Below are 21,514 nucleotides of genomic sequence, written 5' to 3' on the forward strand. Positions count from 1 at the left end.
GCCGAACCTAGGTAGGGCTGCTCGTCCGTCGCATCAGGTGGGGCACCTGGTGCACACTGCGAGACATGCTCATCGGGCGGGAGGCCGAGTGCCGGATGATCGAGCAGTTGGTCGCGGGGGCGCGGGTCGGTGCCGCCGGCGTACTGCTCGTCACCGGCGAAGCCGGCATCGGTAAGACCGCACTCCTCGACCAGGCCGCCGCTCTGGCCGGCGGACTCCGGGTCCTGCGAGCGCGTGGTACCGAAGCCGAGCAAGAGCTCCCCTTCGGCGCCCTGCTCCAACTGCTGCGTCCCGCACTCGACAGCCTCGACCGCATCCCTGGACCGCAACAGGCAGCACTAGCCTCCGCACTGGCACTCGGACCGGCCACCCCGGCGGATCGCTTCGCCGTCGGTGCGGCCACCCTCAGCCTGATCTGCCGCTATGCCGAAGAGGCGCCCCTCGCAATCGTCGTCGACGACGCGCATCTGCTCGATCGTCCGTCCGCAGAAGCCCTGTTGTTCGCGGCTCGGCGCCTGGTAGCGGATCCGATCGTGTTGCTCATCGCCGCACGGGCTAACGAGCCGCATCCGTTGGCCGATGCGGATCTTCCGACGCTCCAGCTCTCCGGACTGCCGCTGGACGCCGCGCGCCAGATCGTTCGGCACCTCCCGGGTGAGCTGGTCGAACGACTGCACCACACGTTCGCGGGCAATCCGCTGGCCTTGCTGGAGCTCGCCGACGATCCGGACGAGCTCCACCGCATGCCACCCGACGTTCCGCTCCCTGTCCCCGCACTGCTCGCGGAAGCCTTTACCGCAAGGGCAAACCGGCTCAGCCCGGATGCGCGGACCGCGCTGCTCGTGGCCGCGATCGACGACTGCGAACTCAGGGCGGTGTCCAGGGCGTGCGAGGTGCTCGACGTACAGGTCGCAGCGCTCGAGGAAGCCGAGGCGGTCGGACTGGTGGCCATCCGTGAGGGTGAGGTGCAGTTCCGGCATCCACTGGTCCGTTCGGCGATCTATGCGAGTGCCGGGCCGGCTGAACGTCGTACTGTGCACCGGGCTGTGGCTCAGATCACGCCGGACGAGGACAGACGCGCATGGCACCTGTCCGAGGCGGTGCTGGGTCCGGACGACGACGTTGCCGCCGGACTGGTTGTCGCCGCGGAGCGTGCGGCCGATCGTGGCGCGCACGCCGTCGCAGCAACTGCGTACGAGCGCGCCGCTCGCCTCAGCGAAGGACTGCTGGACCGCGCGCTGAGACTGGTCGCGGCCGGCGAGGCGGCCTGGTCTGCCGGACTCGCGGACCGGGCCGACGTTCTGCTCGACGATGCGTTGTCGCTGGACCCGCCGCTCTCGGTCCGGATCGGTGCGGAAGAACTCCGCGCTGACATCGAGGTCAAGTGCGGATCACCGGCCCGGGCCCGCGACATCCTGCTGGCGGCCGCCGCGGAATGTGCGGACCCGGACGTGGCCACCGTGCTGCTCGCCGACGCGGTCGGGGCCTGCTTCCGGCTATGCGACACCGCTGCGGCTCTAGAGGTGGCTCACACCATCGATCGACTGCAGCCCGCTGTCGAACGGCAAGGTCCGCGCATCATCGGCATGCTGGCCAGCGGCGTCGCCAAGGTCCTGGGCGGACAACGCGGTACGGACCAGATCCGTACGGCGGTCGCACTGGCGCCGTCGGACGAGCTGGACCGGAACCGCCGCCGACAGGTGTGGATGGTGATCGCCGCCTTGTTCCTGCGGGAGAACGGCGCTGGTCGGGCGCTGCTGCAGCACGCCATGCTGGAGCGACGGGAGGAGGTCGCGCTCGGCACTCTGCCTGGGCTGCTGTTCCTCCTGGCCCGCGACGATGCCACGACCGACCGCTGGGCCGACGCGGCGACGTCGTACGACGAAGGGATCCGGCTGTCCCGGGAGACCGGTCAGACGACCGAACTGGTGATGAATCTGGCCGGACAGGCGTGGCTGTCCGCACACCAGGGACGCGCGGACTGTCAGACCCTCGCCGCCGAGGCACTGCGGATCTGCACCGAGCGACAGATTCACCTGGGGACAGTCTGGTCGCTGTTCGCGCTGGGAGACCTGGAGTTGGGTCGTGGCGATCCAGCGCTAGCGCTACCGCACTATGAGCGGCTGGCCGAGGTACTGGCCACCAACGGGCTCAAGGACGCGGACCTGTCGCCAGCACCGGAGTTGGTCGAGGTGTACCTGCGGCTGGGCCGGTCCGACGAGGCGGAGCAGGTGGCCCGGGAGCACGCCGTACTCGCGGAGGCGAAGGGGCAACCATGGTCACTCGCGCGGGCCGCGAGGGCCCGTGGCTTGGTCGGGGAGAGCGAGGCGGAGTTCGAGAGCGCACTGGGTTGGCACGCGGAGACTCTCGACGTGTTCGAGCTGGCCCGGACGCGATTGGCGTACGGAGCCTGGCTGCGCCGCGTGCGGCGGCGTGTGGACGCGCGTACGCAGCTTCGGCAGGCGGTCGAGGCCTTTGACGCGTTGGGCGCGGCCGGCTGGGCGGATCAGGCCGCAGCGGAGCTGAAGGCGACAGGCGAGACCGCACGGCGCAGGGTACCGAGCACTGTGGACGAGCTGACCCCGCAGGAGCGGCAGATCGCGGTGCTGCTCGCCGACGGACAGAGCATCCGGGAGGCTGCGGCCAGGCTGTTCCTCAGCCCGAAGACCGTCGAGTACCACCTCCGCAAGGTCTACGCGAAGCTCGGCATCCACTCGCGGTCTGAACTGGCCACGCACCTAGGCTGGCGAACATGAGGCAGCCGTTCACCGAAACCAGTGGGATCGCCCGGCATTGGGGCTTCGAGGACCTCGCGGCCAACGGGCCGGTGCAGTACCTGACACTGTTCACCGGCGTCCCGGTCTGGCTCGTCACCGGGTACGCCGAGACCCGCGAGCTGCTCGCCCACCCGGATGTGGTCCGGTCGCCGATGGACGGGCCGCATCGCGACACGGTCGAGGACCAGCTGATCAACCGCACCGAGCGGCACATGCTCGGCGCCAACCCGCCCGACCACACCCGCCTGCGCAAGCTGGTCACGGCCGCCTTCACCCGCCGCCGGATCGAGGCGCTGGAGCCGCGGATCCGCGAGATCGCCGCCGGCCTGCTGGATGAGATGGCCGCCGGGGGAGATCGTGCCGACCTGGTGAACGCCTACGCCTACCCGCTTCCGATCACTGTGATCTGTGAGCTGATCGGGATCCCGCCGGTCCGCCGCGAGGACTTCCGCCGGTGGTCGTCGGTGTTCGTGAACGCGACCATGCACACCGCCGAGGAGTACGTCGAGGCGACCACGCTGATGCTCGGCTTCGTGCACGACCTGATCGAGGAGAAGCGCACCGCGCCGGCCGACGACCTGCTGTCCGGCCTGATCGCGGCGCGTGACGGCGGCGACCGTCTCAGCGAGGACGAGCTCACCTCGATGATCTTCCTGCTGCTGGCCGCCGGTCACGAGACTACGGTCAGCCTGATCGCCAACGGCGTACACGCGCTGTTGCGGCACCCCGACCAGCTCGCGCTGCTGAAGGCCGAGCCGAGCCGGCTCCCGGCCGCCGTCGAGGAGTTGCTGCGGTACGACGGCCCGCTCCAAGCCGCGATCCCCTACATCGCCCAGGCGCCGATCGAGATCGCCGGCGAACGGATCGGGGCCGGCGAGGTGATCGTGTTCGCGCTGCTGCCGGCCAACCGGGACCCGCGCCGGACCGATCGGCCGAACGAGTTGGACATCACCCGGACAGAGAACGCGCACCTCGCCTTCGGGCACGGGATCCACCACTGCCTCGGCGCTCCGCTGGCCCGGCTCGAAGGCCGGATCGCGCTCGGCATGCTGTTCGAGCGCTTCCCCGGCCTCCGGCTGGCCGAGCCGGACCGGGACCCGGATCGGACGCCGGGTCTACTGATGAACGCCATCCGCGAACTGCCCGTACTGCTCTGACCACACCCTGCGGTCCACCCTGAACATCCGATGAACCACGGCTGAATCACAACGGTGGGATTGCGGCGGTTTTGGCAAGAGATGGCATCCTTCTTCGGGTGACGGAGTTGATGGAGGTCTCGCGACACCTGCTGGGCATAGCTATGGCCTCGCACTGGCTGCTGCTCATCCTGTTCGCGGCCGCCGCTGTCGACGCCGTTTTCCCGGTGATCCCGAGCGAGGGCATGGTCGTGACCGCGGGGATGGCCGCTGCCGCCGGACACCAGAACCTGCTGCTGGTGATCGTGGTCGCGATGCTCGGCTCCGTCATCGGCGAGTCCGTGTGCTACTTCATGGGCCGCGGTTCCGGCCCGGCACTGCACCGCTGGATGAAGCGGCAGGAGCGCCGGCAAGCGATGTACGACAAGGTGTCCGCCGCGTTGCACTCCCGCGGCGGGCTGATCCTGATGACGGTCCGCTACATCCCCGGTGCCCGGATGGTCGCGACGCTGACCGCGGGCGCGACCCGGTACTCGTTCAAGAAGTTCATCGTCTTCACCTTCGCGGGCGTGACCGTCGCCTACACGTACGTCGCGCTGCTCGGTTACGTCGGCGGTGATGCGTTCGCGCACGACTCGCTGAAGGCGCTCGCGTTCAGCCTGAGCCTGGCGGCGGTGATCGGCCTGGTGGTCGAGACGTCCCGCCGGATCGCCGTGAAGCGCCGGGCTGCCAAGATCACAGCCGCGTAACGATCCACCCCCGGGTTTCCGCCCGGCTGCGTGTCCCGAACCACCCTGAGCAGGCCCTCATGCGTCAGTAGGGACGTGGTGAGGCCTGGGGTGAACCTCGTGGGCGTCGCGCTCGTGGTGGCGGCGCTGCTCGCCGGGTGCGCCGACGTACCCCTCGAAGGAGCTCCCAGCCCGAGCACCAAGCCGACCAAATCCGCGTCACACCGCCCCACCCGGAGCCCAACTCCAAAACCAACTCCCACTCCCACGGCGAAGCTTCTCGTCGCGGCTCCGGTGACCCGTGCGTTCCCGGGTCGGTTGCCGAGTGGCAAGCCACCGCTGTTCGTCGTCGTCTCGTTCGACGGCGCCGGTGATCTCGCACTCTGGGCCCGCTGGCGCGCCGTGGCTCGGCAGGTCAACGCGCGGATGACGTTCTTCCTCTCCGGCCCGTACCTGTACCCCGGCGACCATCGCACCGACTACAAACCGCCGTTCCACCAGCCCGGAGCCTCCGACATCGGCTGGGGTGATGTGAGCAACGTGCTCGGGCGTACGACGGTGCTCCGGCAGGCGATCGCCGAGGGGCACGAGATCGGCACCCATGCGAACGGGCACTTCTGCGGTACGACCGGCATCGGCCGGTGGACGACGGCGCAGTGGACCGCCGAGCTGAGCGCGTTCGACCAGATGGTGCGGACCGGGCCGACCTTGGCTGCCGGCAAGACGGTCGCGCCGCCGTTCGACCCGGCGACGGTCAAGGGGCTGCGGACGCCGTGTCTCGAGGGCAACCGACCGGCGTACCGGCAGGCGATGGTCCAGCGCGGCATGCTGTACGACGCCTCCGAGCCCGGCTACATCGCCTGGCCGAAGAAGGTCGACGGCCTGTGGAACTTCCCGCTGCAGTCGGTCACCCTCGCGGGATCCAGCAAGAAGACGCTGACGATGGACTACAACCTGTGGTTCAGCCAGACCGGCGCGAGGACCGCGCCGGTCGCCCAAGTGCCCGCGCTGAAGGCGCAGGTACTCGCGACCTACCGCCAGGCGCTGGCCAAGTCCCGGGCGAGCGGCAACCCGCCGCTGTTCCTCGGCAACCACTTCAACCGGTGGAACAACAGCGTCTACTCCGACGCCCTGACCACCTTCGTCGAAGAAACCTGCACCCAACCTGACGTCCGCTGTGTGAGCAACATGGAGCTCGTCAGCTGGCTCGCGAAGTACGGCGGGCCGACCGGGCGGAACCAGCCCGCCTAGAGGCGCAGGTACCCGTACGCGCTCTGCCAGGTGCCGCCGTCCTTGATCCTCCCGACGACGAGCCGCTGCAGCCTGGTGTCCTGCGGAAGCTCGTCCAGGTGGTCGGTGCCGTGGGTGCGGAAGGTGAAGAAGATGGCGCCGTCCTGGCTGTCGGTCGGCGTCCCGTACGGCGTGAAGCGGCGGCCGAACCGGACCATGTTCGAGTCCTGCGGGAGGTTGTCGAGCAGGTAGGGATCGATCAGCCAGGACCACAGGTTCGCGGTCTTCACCGGATACTCGGGGAAGTACCGCGGGAAGAACTCGCGGGCCTGCGCGAAGCTGTCGTCGACCGCCTCAGGCGTCAGCGGGCCGGTCTCCGGGATGTGGACGCCGATGATCCACTCACCGGGCTCGGTCCCCGGCACCGGCTTGTCCGCCGGGACCTGGTGCAGCAGGAACTGCAGCCGGCCGAGCGCGTAGATGTGCCCGGTCCACGCGATCGTCAGCCACCAGTGCGTCTCCAGGCTGTACTCGCCGTGCGTCCGGCGACTCACCTTCAGCTGCTGCCCGAGGTCCGCCAGGCTGGCCCAGCTGATCTCGTCCGGGATCCCGCGCTCGGTGTGGAACCTGCGGATGTCCGGCACGGTGTCGAGGAACGCCTGCACCGAGTTGCGCCCGTCCTCCGGCATCCGCAGCTGCGGCTCACGGCCGAGCTTCCCGATCTCGGCCCGGATCTGGTCGGCCAGGTCCTTCACGATCGCCTGATCGGGGCTGAATGCCTCCGCCGCCTCCCGGTCGGCATCGGCGAAGCCCAGCAGGCGGTACTCGTCAGCAGTTGTCACTCGCCAACGGTAACCGATCCGGCAGCGCCAGAGACTTACGTTTCAGTCAGCGTTCCTCGGCCAGTCCGAGGTACAGGATCTTCGGGTCGGACGGGTTGAAGGCGAGCGACGGGATGCCGTCGTTGCGGTTGTGGTTCTTCGTGAGCTCGCCGGTGGACGGACGGAAGCGGTAGAGGTCGGCGCCGAAGTTCGCGAACGACGTGCCGTAGCTGAAATACAGCAGATCCGGGTCGGCCGGGCTGGCCCACATCCGGTTGCCGTTGATCAGGTCGGCGCGGCTCTGGTCCAGCACCTCGCGGAACTTCAGCCCGCCGTCGCTCGACTCCCAGATGAACCGGGTCGACCGATCCCGGTCGTACCCCTCCAGCCAGACTTTCGACGGGTCGGCCGGCGAGATCGCCAGGCTGAACGCGTTCACCCGTTCGACCGGCCGCGATCGGGTCCACGTGCGGCCGCCGTCGTACGTCACGTAGACGCCGTCCGACATCACGCCGATGACGATGTGGTCCGGGTTCCGCGAGTCCACGACAGCGTCGTACATGAAGAGATCACGAGCCGCCGGTACGCCGCTGCGCTGCCAGCTCACGCCGTCGTCGGTCGAGTCGTACACCTGGCTGTCGCCCGCGACGACCCGCAGCCGGCCGGGGCGAGCAGCGAGCGCGGCGAGACCGCCGCCGGCGACCGGTCCCTGGACGGTGGTGACGCGGCTTCCCTTGACCCGGTGGATCGGCTGGTCGTTCACGGAGTAGATGTACGCCGTGTCGCCCGGGCCCGGCTCCACGTCGTACGTACTCAGATCGTCGGGTGCCTTGTCGAGCAGTTGCCAACTGCAGCCCGCGTCACTGAAGCGCTGGATCGACTGCCTGCCGATCGTGATCAGCGTGTTCGGTTCCTCCAGCGCGGCAACCTTCGCATAGGTGACCGGCTGGAGCTTGCCGGTCGTCGGTGCGAGCGTCGCGCCGTCGGTCTCGGTGATCGTCACCGAGCCATCGCCGTACACGGTGTCGCAGTGTGGCTGGTTCCAGAACCAGCCCGGACTCGACGCGCGGGCGGGTGTGGGGACGAGCGCGAGCAGGACGGCGGCGGTGGCAGCGAGGGCGGCGAGGCGGCGTGAGGGCATGCCCCAAGATCTACGGGCCGATCATGCTTGTCTGCCAGCACTTGCGCTGGCAGACAACCGCCATGACGTACTGTGGCCAACCGGGCGAGGGCCAACCGGGCGGGGTCAGCCTGCCGCGGTGTCGATGTGGCGGGCCAGGATGAGGTCGTCCTCGGTGACGCCGCCGGCCTCGTGGCTGCTCACCCGGAAGGTGATCGTGGTGTAGCGGATGTCGATGTCCGGGTGGTGGTTCATCGACTCGGCCAGCTGGGCGACCGTGGCGACCAGTCGGATGCCGTCCAGGAAGGTGGCCGCCTTGACGCTGCGGACCAGCTCGCTCTCCACGACCTTCCACTCCGGCAGGTGGTCACGGATCGCAAGATCGATCTGGTCGTCGGTCAGCAGCTCAGCCATGGGGGTCACTCTAGACCCCAAGCTGATCGGGCTGCCGCCGCACTCGGCCGGCGGCGAGTAGTCCGACGAGCGCGAGTGCGGCGCCGGTGGTGATGATCGATCCGAAGACCCACGGTTGCGGGTCGGATGCGTTCAGGGCGAGCAGGGTCCCGCTCACGGCCAAGGCGGTCGCGATGCTCATGGTGGCGGCCATCTGGCCGGCGCTGCTGTTGCGGCCGGAGTTGTTGCGGTCGGACAGATCCAGGGTCAAGACCGACAGGCTCGACGAGCTCAGTCCCATCCCGATGCCGGCGAACGACCAGCCGATCAATCCGAACCACGTCGTCGCATCCGTCCACGCGAGCAGCGAGGTGATCACCAGACCACCAGTCATGAACGCGAGCCCGGCCCGCAGTACGTTGCCGCGCTCGATCCCGTGATCCCGTCCCTGCAGCCACGACCCGAGCGCCCAACTCACGCCGGTGATCGACAACGTCACACCGGCCCGCGACGCACTGAAGTGATGCTGCAACGTGAGCAACAGCGGCAGGTACGCGCCCACCCCACCGAACGCCGCTCCACCGAGCGCGCGGACGGCGACCACGGCCGGGAAGCCGCGACGCGCTACGAACATCCCCTTCGGCATGACTCGTACGGCGGCCAGCCCGAGGATCACCACCGCCACGGGAATCGCGACGCCGGCGAGCACCCGATGGGCCTCGAGCTGATCACCGGCCAGCGTCATCGAGAACAGCGCGACCGACGCCGCGAACGCCCAGGGCAGCGCGGCCCGCCAGGCTTCCAATTCAGCCGCGTCCTCGGCACTCCGCTCGGGCGCCGGAGTGTTGAGCGACTGACGCATCGCCGGTCCGAGCAGCATCCAGCTCGGCACCAGCAGGACGACCGCGCCGAGGAACACCCAGCGCCAGCCGAACTGCTCGGTCACCACACCGGTCAGCACCGGACCGAGCACCGACGGCAGGATCCACATCGCGGCGAACAACGAGAACATCCGCGGCCGCAGTACGGCGGGCAGTGCGCGGGCGACCAGCACCATCAGCGAGACGTCGAGCAGGCCTTCCGCGAAGCCGCTGAGCAGTCGACCGGCGACGACCATCGGCATCGCCGTCGCGGTCCCGACCAGCAACTGGGCAAGGGCGAACGCGATCGCGCCCGCGCGCAGGGTCGGGATCGGCCCGTGCCGATCGGACCACAGGCCGGCGATCGCGAGCGAGATGAGGTAGCTCGCGCTCGGGGCCGCGTTGGCCAGCCCGAAGCTGCCCAGCGCGTCGAACTCGCGCACCATCGTCGGCAGCGCCGTACCAACCGCTCTGTTCTCGAACGCGCCGAGGGTGACGAGGCCGATCACGCCGAGCACGAGCGGCACATGCGGCCCGCTGAACAGCCGTTGGCGAGGGGCGTCGACAGGCGTGGTGGAAGTCATGCCCGCTATCGTCGAAGTTCAAGTTGGGTTGAAGTCAAGACGATCTGTGGTCGGGGAGGCGGAAGACCAGGACCAGGACGCGGAGGACCAGGACCGCGGAGATCACCAGCAGGTTGTAGCCGAACAGTTGGAACAGGCTCATCGACTCGGTGACGCTGGGGCCGCCCGGCGTACCGAGTAGCAGGACGGCCATGATGCCCGCGGTCGCGCCGAGAACCGCCAGCAATGCCTGGTGCAGCAGGCCGGTGAAGTGCCGGCGATCGCGTTCGTCCGCGAACAGCCGGACGTTCAGGCCGAGCCGCCCGCTCTCCGCCGCGGCCGCGATCCGGTCGATCCGCCGCGGCAGCCGGCGCAGCATCGGCAACAACGTCACCAGTTCCTCGGTCGCCGTACGGCGGATGGCGTCGGGAGCGAGGCGGTCGGTGACATGGGCCGCGGCGAACTGGCGGGACGCCGCGACCAGATCGAAGCCGGGGGAGATCCCCGAGATCGTGCCCTCGATCGTCGCCAGCGCGCGGAACACCGCGGCCACTTCCGGCGGTACGCCGAGATCGTGCGACGTGATGATCGTGAACAGGTCGTTGAACATCGCCGGCCCGAGCGTCACGCCCGCGGCGAGGTGCCGGGTCATGAACTGGCCGACGGAACGCTCGAGCGCACGCTCGTCGATGACATCGGGACGGTAGACGATCTCCAGCAGGGCGTCGGTCGCGGCGACCGGATCGCCGTGGTCGATCGCGAGCAGGAAGCGCTGCAGCGCCTCGCGGGTGGCCGGGTCGAGCCGGCCGACCGAGCCGAGGTCGAGCATGCCGATCCGGCCGTCGGCCAGCAGGAGGAAGTTGCCGGGGTGCGGGTCGGCGTGGAAGACGCCGTCGATGGCGACCTGACCGAGCAGGCAGTCGAACAGCGCCCGGCCGAGGTGGGCGGCGTCCAGGCCGCGCTCGGTGATCGCCTGGGCAGCGTTGCCCAGGCCGATGCCGTCCAGTCGCTGCATGGTCAGCACTCGGCGGGTGGACTGCTCCGGGTACAGCTCGGGCACCACCAGGTCATTGCTGGCGGCAACGGATCGGCCGGCCGCGACTGCGGTCATGTTGCCGGCCTCGACGGTGAAGTCGAGCTCCTCGCGGATCGCGTCGGCGAACCCGCCGGCCAGCGAGCGGACGCCCATCGAGCGGCCCCAGTCGGTGTTCCGTTCGAGCAGGCGGGCGAGCCGGGAGACGATGTCCAGGTCGCGTTCGACGACGGTCGCGATGCCGGGACGCTGGACCTTCACCACGACGCGCGGACCGTGGGGCAGGCGGGCCGTGTAGACCTGCGCGACACTCGCGGAGGCGAGTGGCTCGATGTCGAAGTCGGCGTACAGGTGGTGTGGGGATGCGCCGAGCTCCTCGGTGAGGACCTGCTCGATGCCCGGCCACGGGGCGGGGGAGACCTGGTCCTGCAGGCGGCTGAGCTCGGTGGCGACCGAGGCGGGGATGATGTCGCCGCGGGTGGACAGGACCTGGCCGAGCTTGACGAACGTGACGCCGGCCTCGTCGAGGGCGAGCCGGAGCGAGCGGGCCAGCTCGGCCTGGCCGGCGGCGTTCTCCCGGCCGGGGCGACGGCGGCCGCGCAGGTACGGGCCGAGGCCGTGCCGGATCGCAATCCGGAGGATCTGCAGGTACCGCTTCGTGCGCGCGATCCGGCCGCTCAGGTCCCGCCGCAGATCCCGGGCCCGGGGCAACGACCCGGTCGGTACCAGGGCCTCGGACAGCACCAGGAAGACGAGCCCGGCCAGCATCGAGCAGACCGCCGTCAACGCCAGAAACGCGACCGCGGCGGCATTGGAGCCCTCGAAGGGCAGCTTGCCGACCAGTGCGTTGGCGATCGGACTGAACACCGTGAGCGTCAGCGCGGCCCCCAGCGCCAGCCGCACCAGCCCGAACCGCACCCCGAGCAACCGCTGCGAGAACGGCACGAAGATCGTCATGAAGACGGCGATACTGAACAACCCGGCAACAACGATGTCCATGCCGAAACCCTAGGTCCCGAGAGCCCGCCCAAGCCTCCCCCACCCGAGTGACCACCCCCGGACCCAACCCCTCGCACAACCCTCCAACTGAGGGGTTAACCCCCGAGTTGGAGGGTTGCCACCTCAGATTCTCAGTGGGCAACCCTCCAGGTGAGGGGTTAACCCCCGAGTTGGAGGGTTGTGCCGGGAGAGGGAGGGGAGGGGGTGGGGTGAGGTGGGGATGCGGCGAGCCCCTGGCCGGGTGGGTCAGGGGCTCGCGGGTGGGGCTGGGGTCAGGCTGGGCGGCGGCGGATCTTGTTGCCCAGCCAGACGATCGGGTCGTACTTGCGGTCGGCGACGCGCTCCTTCATCGGGATCAGCGCGTTGTCGGTGATCTTGATGTGCTCGGGGCACACCTCGGTGCAGCACTTGGTGATGTTGCAGAAGCCCAGGCCGTGCTGCTCCTGGGCGGCTTTCTGCCGGTCGGCGTCGTCGAGCGGGTGCATGTCCAGCTCGGCGATCCGCATCAGGAACCGGGGACCGGAGAAGCTTTCCTTGTTCTCCTCGTGGTCCCGGATCACGTGACAGGTGTCCTGGCACAGGAAGCACTCGATGCACTTGCGGAACTCCTGCGAGCGCTCCACGTCGACCTGCTGCATCCGGTACTCGCCCGGCTTGACGTCCGCTGGCGGCTTGAAGGCCGGGATCTCGCGGGCCTTCTGGTAGTTGAACGACACGTCCGTGACGAGGTCCCGGATCACCGGGAAGGTGCGCATCGGCGTCACCGTGACGACCTCGTCCTCGCCGAACGTGTTCATCCGGCACATGCACATCAGCTTCGGCATGCCGTTGATCTCGGCGCTGCAGGACCCGCACTTGCCGGCCTTGCAGTTCCATCGAACGGCCATGTCCGGCGCCTGCGTCGCCTGCAGCCGGTGAATGACGTCGAGGACGACCTCGCCCTCGTTCACCTCGACCTCGTAGTCCTTGAGGTCACCGCCCTCGGAGTCGCCCCGCCAAACGCGGAACTTGCCCTTGTAACTCATGTGGCCGGCAGCTCCTCTTCCGTGAGGTACTTCTTCAGCTCGTCGAGCTCGAACAGTTCCAGCAGATCCTCGCGCATCGGGATCTGGTCCTTGCGGACCACGTTCACCGAGTCGTCGGCATCCAGTGAGCAGACCAGCAGAACCTTGCGCCAGTCGGCGTTCATGCCCGGGAAGTCGTCGCGGGTGTGACCGCCGCGGGACTCCTGCCGCTCCAGGGCCGCCTTCGCCACGCACTCGGACACGGTCAGCATGTTGCGCAGGTCGAGCGCCAGGTGCCAGCCGGGGTTGAACTGCCGGTGACCCTCCACCGTCATCTTCGCGATCCGGCCGCGGAACTCGGCCAGCCGGCCGAGCGCCTGCTCCATCTCCTCTTCCTTGCGGATGATGCCGACCAGGTCGTTCATCGACTGCTGCAGTTCCTGGTGGATCGAGTACGGGTTCTCGCCGCCCTCGAGCTCGAACGGCGCCAGCGCCTCGACGGCCGCCGCGTCGACATCGGCCTCCGCGATCTTCGGCCGTTCCTGCAGTGAGTCGATGTAGATCGCCGCACCCATGCCGGCCCGGCGCCCGAAGACGAGCAGGTCGGACAGCGAGTTGCCGCCCAGCCGGTTCGACCCGTGCATGCCGCCGGCCACCTCACCGGCCGCGAACAGCCCCGGTACGACGGACTGCGCGGTGTCCGGGTCGACCTCGACGCCACCCATCACGTAGTGACAGGTCGGACCGACCTCCATCGGCTCCGCGGTGATGTCGACGTCGGCCAGCTCCTTGAACTGGTGGTGCATCGACGGCAGCCGCCGGGTGATCTCCTCGGCCGGGAGCCGCGTCGACACGTCCAGGAACACCCCGCCGTGGGGCGTACCGCGGCCGGCCTTGACCTCGGAGTTGATCGCCCGGGCGACCTCGTCGCGCGGCAGCAGCTCGGGTGGGCGCCGGTTGTTGTCCGGGTCCTTGTACCAGCCGTCGGCCTCTTCCTCGGTCTCCGCGTACTGCGCGCGGAACACGTCCGGCACGTACTCGAACATGAACCGCTTGCCTTCGGAGTTCTTCAGTACGCCGCCGTCGCCGCGGACCGACTCGGTGACCAGGATCCCCTTCACCGACGGCGGCCAGACCATGCCGGTCGGGTGGAACTGGATGAACTCCATGTTGATCAGCGTCGCGCCGGCCCGCATCGCGAGGGCGTGGCCGTCACCGGTGTACTCCCACGAGTTCGAGGTGACCTTGAACGACTTGCCGACGCCGCCGGTGGCCAGGATGACCGCGGGCGCGTCGAACAGGATGAACCGGCCGGACTCACGCCAGTACCCGAAGGCGCCGGAGATCGCTTCGCCATCCTTGAGCAGCTCGGTGACCGTGCACTCGGCGTACACCTTGAGGTTGGCCTCGTAGTCACCGGTCTTCTCGAAGTCCTCCTGCTGCAGCGAGACGATCTTCTGCTGCAGGGTGCGGATCAGCTCCAGGCCGGTACGGTCGCCGACGTGCGCGAGCCGTGGATAGGTGTGGCCGCCGAAGTTGCGCTGGCTGATCCGGCCGTCGGGCGTCCGGTCGAACAGCGCGCCGTACGTCTCCAGCTCCCAGACCCGGTCGGGGGCTTCCTGCGCGTGCAGCTCGGCCATCCGCCAGTTGTTCAGGAACTTCCCGCCGCGCATCGTGTCGCGGTAGTGGACCTGCCAGTTGTCGTTGGAGTTCGCGTTGCCCATCGCCGCCGCGCAACCGCCCTCGGCCATCACGGTGTGCGCCTTGCCGAACAGGGACTTGCAGACGATCGCGGTCCGCTTGCCCTGCTCACGGGCCTCGATCGCCGCGCGCAGGCCGGCGCCGCCGGCCCCGATCACGACGACGTCGTAGGAGTGTCGTTCGAGCTCAGTCATGTCTGGAGAAATCCCTAAGAATTAAGCACTGTCAGTTGAGAATGCGCAGGTCGGAGAACCAGCCGGCCGACAGCGCCATGATGTAAGCATCGGTGAGGATCACGGTGAACAGCGACGCCATCGCGAAAGTGCCGTGCTTCGGGTTCAGCGTGGACACGAAGGTCCAGTACCGGTAGCGCATCGGGTGCTTGGAGAAATTCTTCAGCCGGCCGCCGACGATGTGCCGGCAGGCGTGGCAGGACAGCGTGTACAGCCACAGCATCACCAGGTTGACCCAGATGATCACCGTGCCCAGGCCGATGCCGAAGCCGCCGTCCTTGCCGTGGAAGGCCTGGATGCCGTCGTACACGTTGAGCAGGCCGAAGAGCAGCGCGCCGTAGAAGAAGTAGCGGTGCAGGTTCAGCGCGATCAGCGGGAACTTCCGCTCACCGGTGTACTTCTTGTGCGGCTCCGGGACCGCGCAGGCCGCCGGTGCGAAGAACAGCGACCGGTAGCCCGCCTTGCGGTAGTAGTAGCAAGTGCCCCGGAAGCCGGCCAGCACCGCGAAGGTGATGATGCCGAACGGGATGAACACGGGGAACTTCGGGAACCAGGTGCCGAGGTGACTCGACCCCTGGACGCAGGACTCCGTCACACACGGCGAGTACAGCGGTGTGAGGTAGTGGTAGGCGTCGACCCAGTACCACTTGTTCATGAAGATCCGGATCGTCGCGTAGACCACGAAGAAGACCAGGATCACGCCGATCCGCAGCGGCGCCAGCCACCAGCGATCGGTCCGTAGTGTTTTCTGCCCGATCTGTGCGCGACCGGGTGCGCTTACCCCAGTCGCCATCAGAGTCGTCCTCGCTTCGCTGCGGGCGACTCTGCTGGCGAAAGGCCGCTCTGCTTATTGGTTTCCTCGCTGCGCTCGGTCACGGAGCGTGCCTGTCCGGCGCGCCGAAGCCTTCATGCTCCGCGTCTGTCCACATGGACGCGTCATACTCCACGTCGGGAATCTCCTCGAGTTCCTCCGGAACCGGTCCGGGTCTGTGCTTGGGGTCGGGTGGGCCGAGCTCTGCGAGGTCGTCGTTCAGCCGGGCCACGTCGGACACCAGGCGGCGGATGCCGAGGGTGTCACCGTACTCCTGGCTGAGTTTGCCGACGGCCGCGTGCAGGCCTTCGAGCGCGCGGACGACTGCGGCGGTGACCTCACGGCCGCTGTTGCCTTCACTCATGCCGACTCCAGTGATGGTTATGTAGCTGTCAGTATGGGCACACTTTGCCCCTGCCAGGCGCCCAACGGAAGACCCCTCGGTACGGCGTGTTCCCAGTTAGGGTCACCTCAGTTGCGGCCTGCTGACGGGTGGAGTAATGGAACGAATCCGGCCTGCAGCACAACGAGATTCGCCGGTGGGGTGAGGACGGCGACCTCGCGCAACCCGGGTGGTTCGAGGGGATCGCCGTACCCCTGCCAGGACCAGGGCAGGACCTGGTGGTCCAGGACGAGGGCCGGGCGTCCGTCGTACCGGATCATCGCTCCGTCGGGGAGGGTGGCGAGCTCCTGGATGGTCGTGCGTTGTTGCCTGGTGCGCGGTTCGACACGTTCGCTGTGGAGCTGGGCGTCCATCGCGGCGGCGCGCGGACGCTCGTCGAGGTCACGGCCGCGCGCCCAGGCGCCCGCGTAGAGGAGGAAATCCCTGCGACGGCAGTAATGACAGGGGCGATGGCCGGCGGCGAGGGCGACGGCTTCGTCGAAGAAGAACAATGCCGTCCAGCGTCCGGGGGGCATCGGATCGCGCTGAACGCCCTTCCAGTCAAGGACGCAGCAGATCCACGCCTTCGAGCGCCAACGAGTCGTCCCGAGGCGGCGATCCGGGCTGTGCAGGGTGCCGCGGTTGCCCATCAGGAGGCCGCGGCCGGCTTCGGCCACGATCTCCTGGGTGGGCAAAACCCTGTTCTGCAACGGCATGGAGATCATCTTGCCGAGGTTGACCGACAGTTTCTGGCAGAGTCACGACGTGCAGATTGTGGTGGGAGTGGCCGTCGTACGGGGTGGTCTTGTGCTGGCGGCGTACCGGCCGGGGCCGGAGGGCGGCTGGGAGTTTCCCGGCGGGAAGGTCGAGCCGGGGGAGACCGAGGAGCAGGCCGCGGTGCGGGAGATCCGCGAGGAGCTCGACCTGGAGATCAAGGTCGGAGCGGCGCTCGGACCCGCGGTGGACATCTCCGAGCGCTACCGGCTGCACGTGTATCTGGCGTCGATCGTCGACGGCGAGCCGGTACGGCGGGAGCACGACGAGCTCCGGTGGTTCGGGGTGGCGGAACTGGACGAAATGGACTGGCTGGTGCCCGATCGGCCGTTCGTCCGGGAGCTGCGGACCCTGCTCTGAGTGGCAGAAGTCACACCGGCCGGAGGGTGCGGAACGCCATCACCGGCTCACGCAGAGGAACTGTATGGGTCAGTTGTATGGGTTGTACCTGGTGAGCGGATCGGACCACCGAGAGAATCCTTGCCTGAGACTTCTTGGGGAGGAGTGCGGCATGTCGGTGTATCCGGCCGTTCCTGCGGTGCGAAGAGAGGACTTCGCGCCGGAGGTCGTCTGCGAGGTCTACGAACTGGGGTCGCGACGGCAGAGCCCGGTGGCGGTCAAGGAACTGACCAGCCGCCAGGTGGCGATCGGCCGGATGATGTCCACCGGCGCGAAGGACGCCGCGATCGCGCGCGAGCTGGGGCTGTCGCTGCGCACCGTGCGAGCCGAGATCAGTGCCCTGATCCTCGGCCTCGGCGCCAAGTCCCGCTTCCAGGCCGGCTGCCTGCTGGTCCGCCGCTTCGGCTGAGCGACCTTCCATTTCTGTCCGGGGGCCGACGTAGGCTTTCGGCATGGTTGAGCTTCCGGATCGCCGGCTGATGCTGGTGCACGCCCACCCCGACGACGAGACGATCAACAACGGTGTCACGATGGCGCGCTATGTCGCCGAGGGCGCCCACGTCACCTTGATCACCTGCACGCTCGGTGAGGAGGGTGAGGTGCTCGTCCCGGACCTCGTCCACCTGGCCGCCGACCAGACCGACCAGCTCGGTGAGCACCGGATCGGTGAGCTCGCCGCCGCGATGGCCGAGCTCGGGGTCACCGACCACCGCTTCCTCGGTGCTCCGGGCAAGTACCGCGACACCGGGATGATCTACAACGACGAAGGCAACGCGGACGTCCCGCCGGAGACCCGGAAGGACAGTTTCTGGCAGGCCGACCTGCTCGCGGCCGCCAACGACCTGATCCCGGTCATCCGTGAGATCCGGCCGCAGGTGCTGGTGACCTACGACCAGTACGGCAACTACGGCCATCCCGACCACATCAAGGCCCACCGGGTCGCGACGTACGCGGCTGCCCTGGCGGGCGCACGTTCGTACCGGGAGGACCTCGGCGAGGCGTGGGACATCCCGAAGATCTACTGGACGGCGATGGCCGAGTCGCGGATGCGCGCGAGCCTGCGCGAGCTGCGCGAGGCCGGTGACACCACGACCTTCGAGGGTCTGGACCCCGACGGCCCGCTCGGCCCGTTCATCACGCCGGATCGGCTGATCGACTGCGTGATCGACGCCGCCGCGTACCTGGATCGCAAGATGAACGCGATGAAGGCGCACGCCACCCAGATCACCGTCGACGGCCCGTTCTTCGCGCTGTCGAACAACAACGGCAACCAGATCTGGGGCTCGGAGCCGTACCGCCTGGTCAAGGGCACGGCCGCGCCCGGCCCGGACGGCGTCGAGCACGACCTCTTCGCCGGCCTGTAGAGCTCGAGCGGCGTGACCGTTCCCACACGCTCGGTTGAGGCGTCAACCTTCCTGCGGGCATAGTCTGCTGGGGTGTCGTCGGAACCCAGTGGGAGCGTTGCGCCCGAGGAGTTCCGTGCCGCGTTGGGGCGGTTCGCGTCCGGCATCACGATCATGAGCACGCTGCAGGACGGCGTGGCTCACGCGATGACGGCGAACGCGTTCACCTCGGTCTCGATGGATCCGCCGTTGGTGCTGGTCTGCGTCGACAAGGGCGTCCGGATGCACGCCGCCGTCCAGGACTGTGGCTATTGGGCGGTCTCGGTCCTGGCCGGTGACCAACGGGCGATCGCGGACCGGTTCGCCCGGTCCGGACGCGACCTGTACAGCCAGTTCGACGGCATCGGTACGGCGGCCGGCCCGAAGACCGGGTGTCCGTTGGTCGACGGCGCGCAGTCCTGGCTCGAGTGCCGGACCTGGGCGACGTACGACGGCGGCGACCACACGATCGTGGTCGGCGAGGTGCTCAGCCTCGGGCTGGGCGAGCCCGCCGATCCGAGCGCGCTGATCTACTACTCCAGTCACTACCGGGAACTGCCCGACGCCTGACGGTGATCATGGGGCAACCCGGGCCTGCCCCAACGGTCTGAGGGGCATGCCCCGTCCCGTAGTATGTGCCCTTGTGCCTGCGCCGTATCCGTGATGGAGCGGCCTGTCCATGGCTTCGAGCAGGAGGACTCTGTCCGGTGGGGAGAAAGCAGCTCGCGGGGATCATCGCCGCGGCGGGGCTCGGTGTGCTCGTGGTCGGATACGGGGCGGCCTTCGCCTTCGCCGGCGACAAGATCCCCGGTGACACCACCGTCCTTGGCATCCCGGTCGGCGGCCTCTCCGAGTCCGACGCCAAGGCCAAGCTCGAGGCCGGTCTCCAGGACCGGGTGGGCCAGCCGATCGCGCTGAAGGCGGGCGACTCGAAGTTCCAGGTGAACCCGGCCGACGCCGGCCTGTCGGTGGACGTGGCCGCCACTGTGGCCGCTGCGGGCGCGGGCCGCAGCCTGGCCCCGGGCCGGATCTGGCACGGCCTGACCGGCGGCGACGCGATCCAGCCGGTGGTCACCAAGGACGACGCGAAGCTGAAGGCCGCGGTCCAGAAGCTCGCCGGCCAGGTGAACCGGCCGGCCACCGAAGGCACCATCACGTTCGACGGCACCAAGCCGGTCCCGCAGGCGCCGGCCGACGGTCTGCAGCTGGACAACGCCAAGGCCGAGGACGCGGTGCTCGCCGCTTATCCCGCCGATGGCGCCGCGAAGGACCTTCCGGTCGGCGTGACCAAGCCGGAGGCCGGTACGGACGCGCTCGACAAGGCCATGAAGGAGTACGCCGAACCGGCGATGTCCGGCCCGATCCGGCTGACCGTCGGGTCCAAGTCGGTCGAGCTCGAGCCGGCCGAGATCGCGCCGGCGCTGGCGGTGACGCTTCCCGGCGGCAAGCTCACGCCGGTGCTGAACGCGAAGAAGCTGGAGCCGTTGTTCCAGCAGCGGTTCAAGGCGCTGGAGACGTTGCCGAAGGACGCGACCGTGCAGATCGTCGGCAACGGGCCGAGGGTGATCCCGGCCGTCGACGGCATGGTGGTCGACCGGACCAAGGTGGCGCCGGCGATCCTCGACATCCTGGCCAAGCCGACCGGCGAGCGCCGGGCCGCGGTCGGGCTGACGCACACCGAGGCGGCGGTGACGACCGAGCAGGTGACCGCGCTCGGGATCAAGGAAGTGATGGGGGAGTTCACCACCCACTTCCCGCACGCGCCGTACCGCAACGTGAACATCGGCACCGCGGCGGCCAAGATCAACGGCACGCTGCTGAAGCCGAACGAGACGTTCAGCCTGAACAAGATCGTCGGTGAGCGGACCAAGGAGAACGGCTTCACCGAGGGCAACATCATCAGTGGCGGGAAGTTCGTGCTCGACCTCGGCGGTGGCGTGTCGCAGTCGGCCACGACCACCTTCAACGCGGCGTTCTTCGCCGGGCTGAAGGATGTCGAGCACAAGGCGCACAGCGTCTACATCAGCCGCTACCCGATCGGCCGGGAGGCGACGGTCGCCTGGGGGTCGGTGGACATGAAGTTCCAGAACGACTCCGGCCACGGGGTCCTGGTGCAGACGATCTTCAAGGCGTCCACGCCGGGCACGCAGGGCACCATCACGGTGAAGATCTGGGGCACCAAGGTCTGGGACATCACCGCGGGGCAGTCGGCGAAGTCCAACCCGCGCGCACCGAAGGTGGTCTACAACACCGCGCCCGACTGCCGGGCGCAGGCGCCGACCCCCGGGTTCGACATCACCGTCTTCCGGTACTTCGCGCAGAACGGCGTACGGAAGAAGACCGAGTCCTTCACCACCAAGTACAACGCCGCCGACGACATCCGCTGCGGCCCGAAGCCGGGCACCACCCCGCCACCGCCCGGCATCAGCACCCCGCCGAACCTCGGCAAACCCACCACGGAAACCACCCCCCGCCGCCCCCAGTGACCCGCCAGGCTCCCCGCCGCGCCCCTGAAGTGGGGACGGGACAGTCAGTTGCGGTGGAGGGTGTGGAGTTCGGCGGCGACCTGGTTGAAGAGGTCTTCGCCGATGACGGCGCCCTCGCGGCGGACCTGGGCCGGGTCGATGCGTAGTACGCGGTCCAGGCGGACTTCGCTGCGACGGCCTTCCTTGTCCCACGGGCCGCTGCCGATGTCCAGCCAGACCCGCCCCCAGCGCGCCTCGTCGGCGGCGTCGCGGTCGTGGTCCTTGCTGGTCAGGATCAGCGCGAGCAACAACGGCCCGTCCGACCCGACCACGAGCACCGGCCGGTCCTTCCCGCGGGTGTAGTCCTCCTCGAACGGCACCCAGGTCCACACGACCTCGCCCGGATCCGCCACCCCGTCGTCCGGATGCGGCGTGTACTCCACGTGCACCGTTCCCTCGAAGTCCCCCGCGTACTCGGGCCGCTCAGCCACGTGATCCGCCATGGGACCCGAGACTAGCGTCTCGTCTAGGCACGTTTGGCACGTCTAGCGGCGCCCCAGTCGCCCGCTGGCGGCGTTGTCGTCGTCGCACGATGCTCCGCATCGCTCTCCTCCTCCGCCTTGCCAGCGAACGACTGGACCACCGCTAGCCGCACCAACATGCCTAGACGAGACGCACGCCCTCACATCTCACCCGCCTCACA

Annotated in this window: 20 protein-coding genes; 9 read left to right on the plus strand and 11 right to left on the minus strand. The window is 68.7% G+C overall.

Annotation, left to right across the window (positions count from 1 at the left end; genetic code table 11):
* Nucleotides 1-65: 65 nt before the first annotated feature.
* From AB0E63_RS07410 to AB0E63_RS07425, 4 genes are all read left to right on the plus strand, one after another.
* Nucleotides 66-2,756 (plus strand): AAA family ATPase, encoded by a 2,691-nt coding sequence (locus AB0E63_RS07410; protein ID WP_360362813.1) that lies wholly within the window; start codon nt 66-68, stop codon nt 2,754-2,756.
* Nucleotides 2,753-3,934, plus strand: a complete 1,182-nt coding sequence (locus AB0E63_RS07415) for a cytochrome P450 (RefSeq protein ID WP_360362815.1) — start codon at nt 2,753-2,755, stop codon at nt 3,932-3,934. The genes AB0E63_RS07410 and AB0E63_RS07415 overlap by 4 nt, the downstream gene beginning before the upstream one ends.
* A 98-nt stretch (nt 3,935-4,032) precedes the next feature.
* Nucleotides 4,033-4,662, plus strand: coding sequence for a DedA family protein (locus tag AB0E63_RS07420; RefSeq protein ID WP_360362816.1), 630 nt, complete (start codon nt 4,033-4,035; stop codon nt 4,660-4,662).
* Between the two features lie 90 nt (nt 4,663-4,752).
* Nucleotides 4,753-5,892, plus strand: a complete 1,140-nt coding sequence (locus tag AB0E63_RS07425; protein WP_360362818.1) for a hypothetical protein — start codon at nt 4,753-4,755, stop codon at nt 5,890-5,892.
* Here AB0E63_RS07425 and AB0E63_RS07430 read toward each other — a convergent pair.
* The 10 genes from AB0E63_RS07430 to AB0E63_RS07475 form a co-directional block, all read right to left on the minus strand.
* On the minus strand, nt 5,889-6,713 hold the full coding sequence (locus AB0E63_RS07430; protein ID WP_360362820.1) for an acyltransferase domain-containing protein: 825 nt from the start codon (nt 6,711-6,713) through the stop codon (nt 5,889-5,891). The two genes, AB0E63_RS07425 and AB0E63_RS07430, sit on opposite strands and share 4 nt — an antisense overlap.
* Nucleotides 6,714-6,759: 46 nt before the next feature.
* The gene (locus AB0E63_RS07435) at nt 6,760-7,833 is read right to left on the minus strand and encodes a hypothetical protein (RefSeq protein ID WP_360362822.1); all 1,074 of its coding nucleotides are present in this window, start codon (nt 7,831-7,833) and stop codon (nt 6,760-6,762) included.
* A 105-nt stretch (nt 7,834-7,938) separates the two neighbouring features.
* Nucleotides 7,939-8,226, minus strand: a complete 288-nt coding sequence (locus AB0E63_RS07440; RefSeq protein WP_360362824.1) for a 4a-hydroxytetrahydrobiopterin dehydratase — start codon at nt 8,224-8,226, stop codon at nt 7,939-7,941.
* A 10-nt stretch (nt 8,227-8,236) separates the two neighbouring features.
* The gene (locus AB0E63_RS07445; protein ID WP_360362826.1) at nt 8,237-9,649 is read right to left on the minus strand and encodes an MFS transporter; all 1,413 of its coding nucleotides are present in this window, start codon (nt 9,647-9,649) and stop codon (nt 8,237-8,239) included.
* A gap of 34 nt (nt 9,650-9,683) precedes the next feature.
* The gene (locus AB0E63_RS07450; protein ID WP_360362828.1) at nt 9,684-11,660 is read right to left on the minus strand and encodes an AarF/UbiB family protein; all 1,977 of its coding nucleotides are present in this window, start codon (nt 11,658-11,660) and stop codon (nt 9,684-9,686) included.
* Nucleotides 11,661-11,932: 272 nt separating this feature from the next.
* Nucleotides 11,933-12,685, minus strand: coding sequence for a succinate dehydrogenase/fumarate reductase iron-sulfur subunit (locus tag AB0E63_RS07455; protein ID WP_360362829.1), 753 nt, complete (start codon nt 12,683-12,685; stop codon nt 11,933-11,935).
* The gene (locus AB0E63_RS07460; RefSeq protein ID WP_360362831.1) at nt 12,682-14,559 is read right to left on the minus strand and encodes a fumarate reductase/succinate dehydrogenase flavoprotein subunit; all 1,878 of its coding nucleotides are present in this window, start codon (nt 14,557-14,559) and stop codon (nt 12,682-12,684) included. Before AB0E63_RS07460 ends, AB0E63_RS07455 begins: the two co-directional genes overlap by 4 nt.
* 31 nt (nt 14,560-14,590) lie before the next feature.
* The gene (locus tag AB0E63_RS07465; protein ID WP_360362833.1) at nt 14,591-15,391 is read right to left on the minus strand and encodes a hypothetical protein; all 801 of its coding nucleotides are present in this window, start codon (nt 15,389-15,391) and stop codon (nt 14,591-14,593) included.
* Between the two features lie 79 nt (nt 15,392-15,470).
* On the minus strand, nt 15,471-15,773 hold the full coding sequence (locus AB0E63_RS07470) for a hypothetical protein (protein WP_360362835.1): 303 nt from the start codon (nt 15,771-15,773) through the stop codon (nt 15,471-15,473).
* A gap of 107 nt (nt 15,774-15,880) precedes the next feature.
* Complete coding sequence (locus AB0E63_RS07475) at nt 15,881-16,507, minus strand: hypothetical protein (protein WP_360362837.1); 627 nt, start codon at nt 16,505-16,507, stop codon at nt 15,881-15,883.
* Nucleotides 16,508-16,556: 49 nt separating this feature from the next.
* On the opposite strand from AB0E63_RS07475, the gene AB0E63_RS07480 reads away from it, so the two are divergent.
* From AB0E63_RS07480 to AB0E63_RS07500, 5 genes are all read left to right on the plus strand, one after another.
* Entirely contained in the window at nt 16,557-16,925 is a 369-nt protein-coding gene (locus tag AB0E63_RS07480; protein WP_360362839.1) for an NUDIX domain-containing protein, read from the plus strand.
* Between the two features lie 151 nt (nt 16,926-17,076).
* Entirely contained in the window at nt 17,077-17,373 is a 297-nt protein-coding gene (locus AB0E63_RS07485; protein WP_360362841.1) for a LuxR C-terminal-related transcriptional regulator, read from the plus strand.
* Between the two features lie 43 nt (nt 17,374-17,416).
* A complete protein-coding gene (gene mshB / locus AB0E63_RS07490) occupies nt 17,417-18,328 on the plus strand; it encodes an N-acetyl-1-D-myo-inositol-2-amino-2-deoxy-alpha-D-glucopyranoside deacetylase (RefSeq protein WP_360362843.1) in 912 nt (303 codons plus the stop codon).
* Nucleotides 18,329-18,400: 72 nt separating this feature from the next.
* Nucleotides 18,401-18,916: a flavin reductase family protein gene (locus tag AB0E63_RS07495; RefSeq protein WP_360362845.1), complete on the plus strand. Its 516-nt coding sequence runs from the start codon at nt 18,401-18,403 to the stop codon at nt 18,914-18,916.
* 137 nt (nt 18,917-19,053) lie between these two features.
* The gene (locus tag AB0E63_RS07500; RefSeq protein WP_360362847.1) at nt 19,054-20,832 is read left to right on the plus strand and encodes a VanW family protein; all 1,779 of its coding nucleotides are present in this window, start codon (nt 19,054-19,056) and stop codon (nt 20,830-20,832) included.
* Between the two features lie 44 nt (nt 20,833-20,876).
* Here AB0E63_RS07500 and AB0E63_RS07505 read toward each other — a convergent pair whose 3' ends face one another.
* Nucleotides 20,877-21,314, minus strand: a complete 438-nt coding sequence (locus AB0E63_RS07505) for a type II toxin-antitoxin system PemK/MazF family toxin (protein WP_360362849.1) — start codon at nt 21,312-21,314, stop codon at nt 20,877-20,879.
* Nucleotides 21,315-21,514: the final 200 nt, after the last annotated feature.

Source organism: Kribbella sp. NPDC026596, from assembly GCF_040638415.1.
Classification (GTDB): Bacteria; Actinomycetota; Actinomycetes; order Propionibacteriales; family Kribbellaceae; genus Kribbella.

What these genes read in the sequence shown, in the direction of transcription:
- AB0E63_RS07410 (WP_360362813.1), top strand. Translation starts at nt 66, where the DNA reads ATGCTCATCGGGCGGGAGGCCGAGTGCCGGATGATCGAGCAGTTGGTC.
- AB0E63_RS07415 (WP_360362815.1), top strand. Translation starts at nt 2,753, where the DNA reads ATGAGGCAGCCGTTCACCGAAACCAGTGGGATCGCCCGGCATTGGGGC.
- AB0E63_RS07435 (WP_360362822.1), bottom strand. Translation starts at nt 7,833, where the DNA reads ATGCCCTCACGCCGCCTCGCCGCCCTCGCTGCCACCGCCGCCGTCCTG.
- AB0E63_RS07440 (WP_360362824.1), bottom strand. Translation starts at nt 8,226, where the DNA reads ATGGCTGAGCTGCTGACCGACGACCAGATCGATCTTGCGATCCGTGAC.
- AB0E63_RS07445 (WP_360362826.1), bottom strand. Translation starts at nt 9,649, where the DNA reads ATGACTTCCACCACGCCTGTCGACGCCCCTCGCCAACGGCTGTTCAGC.
- AB0E63_RS07450 (WP_360362828.1), bottom strand. Translation starts at nt 11,660, where the DNA reads ATGGACATCGTTGTTGCCGGGTTGTTCAGTATCGCCGTCTTCATGACG.
- AB0E63_RS07455 (WP_360362829.1), bottom strand. Translation starts at nt 12,685, where the DNA reads ATGAGTTACAAGGGCAAGTTCCGCGTTTGGCGGGGCGACTCCGAGGGC.
- AB0E63_RS07460 (WP_360362831.1), bottom strand. Translation starts at nt 14,559, where the DNA reads ATGACTGAGCTCGAACGACACTCCTACGACGTCGTCGTGATCGGGGCC.
- AB0E63_RS07465 (WP_360362833.1), bottom strand. Translation starts at nt 15,391, where the DNA reads ATGGCGACTGGGGTAAGCGCACCCGGTCGCGCACAGATCGGGCAGAAA.
- AB0E63_RS07470 (WP_360362835.1), bottom strand. Translation starts at nt 15,773, where the DNA reads ATGAGTGAAGGCAACAGCGGCCGTGAGGTCACCGCCGCAGTCGTCCGC.
- AB0E63_RS07475 (WP_360362837.1), bottom strand. Translation starts at nt 16,507, where the DNA reads ATGCCGTTGCAGAACAGGGTTTTGCCCACCCAGGAGATCGTGGCCGAA.
- AB0E63_RS07485 (WP_360362841.1), top strand. Translation starts at nt 17,077, where the DNA reads ATGTCGGTGTATCCGGCCGTTCCTGCGGTGCGAAGAGAGGACTTCGCG.
- mshB (WP_360362843.1), top strand. Translation starts at nt 17,417, where the DNA reads ATGGTTGAGCTTCCGGATCGCCGGCTGATGCTGGTGCACGCCCACCCC.
- AB0E63_RS07505 (WP_360362849.1), bottom strand. Translation starts at nt 21,314, where the DNA reads ATGGCGGATCACGTGGCTGAGCGGCCCGAGTACGCGGGGGACTTCGAG.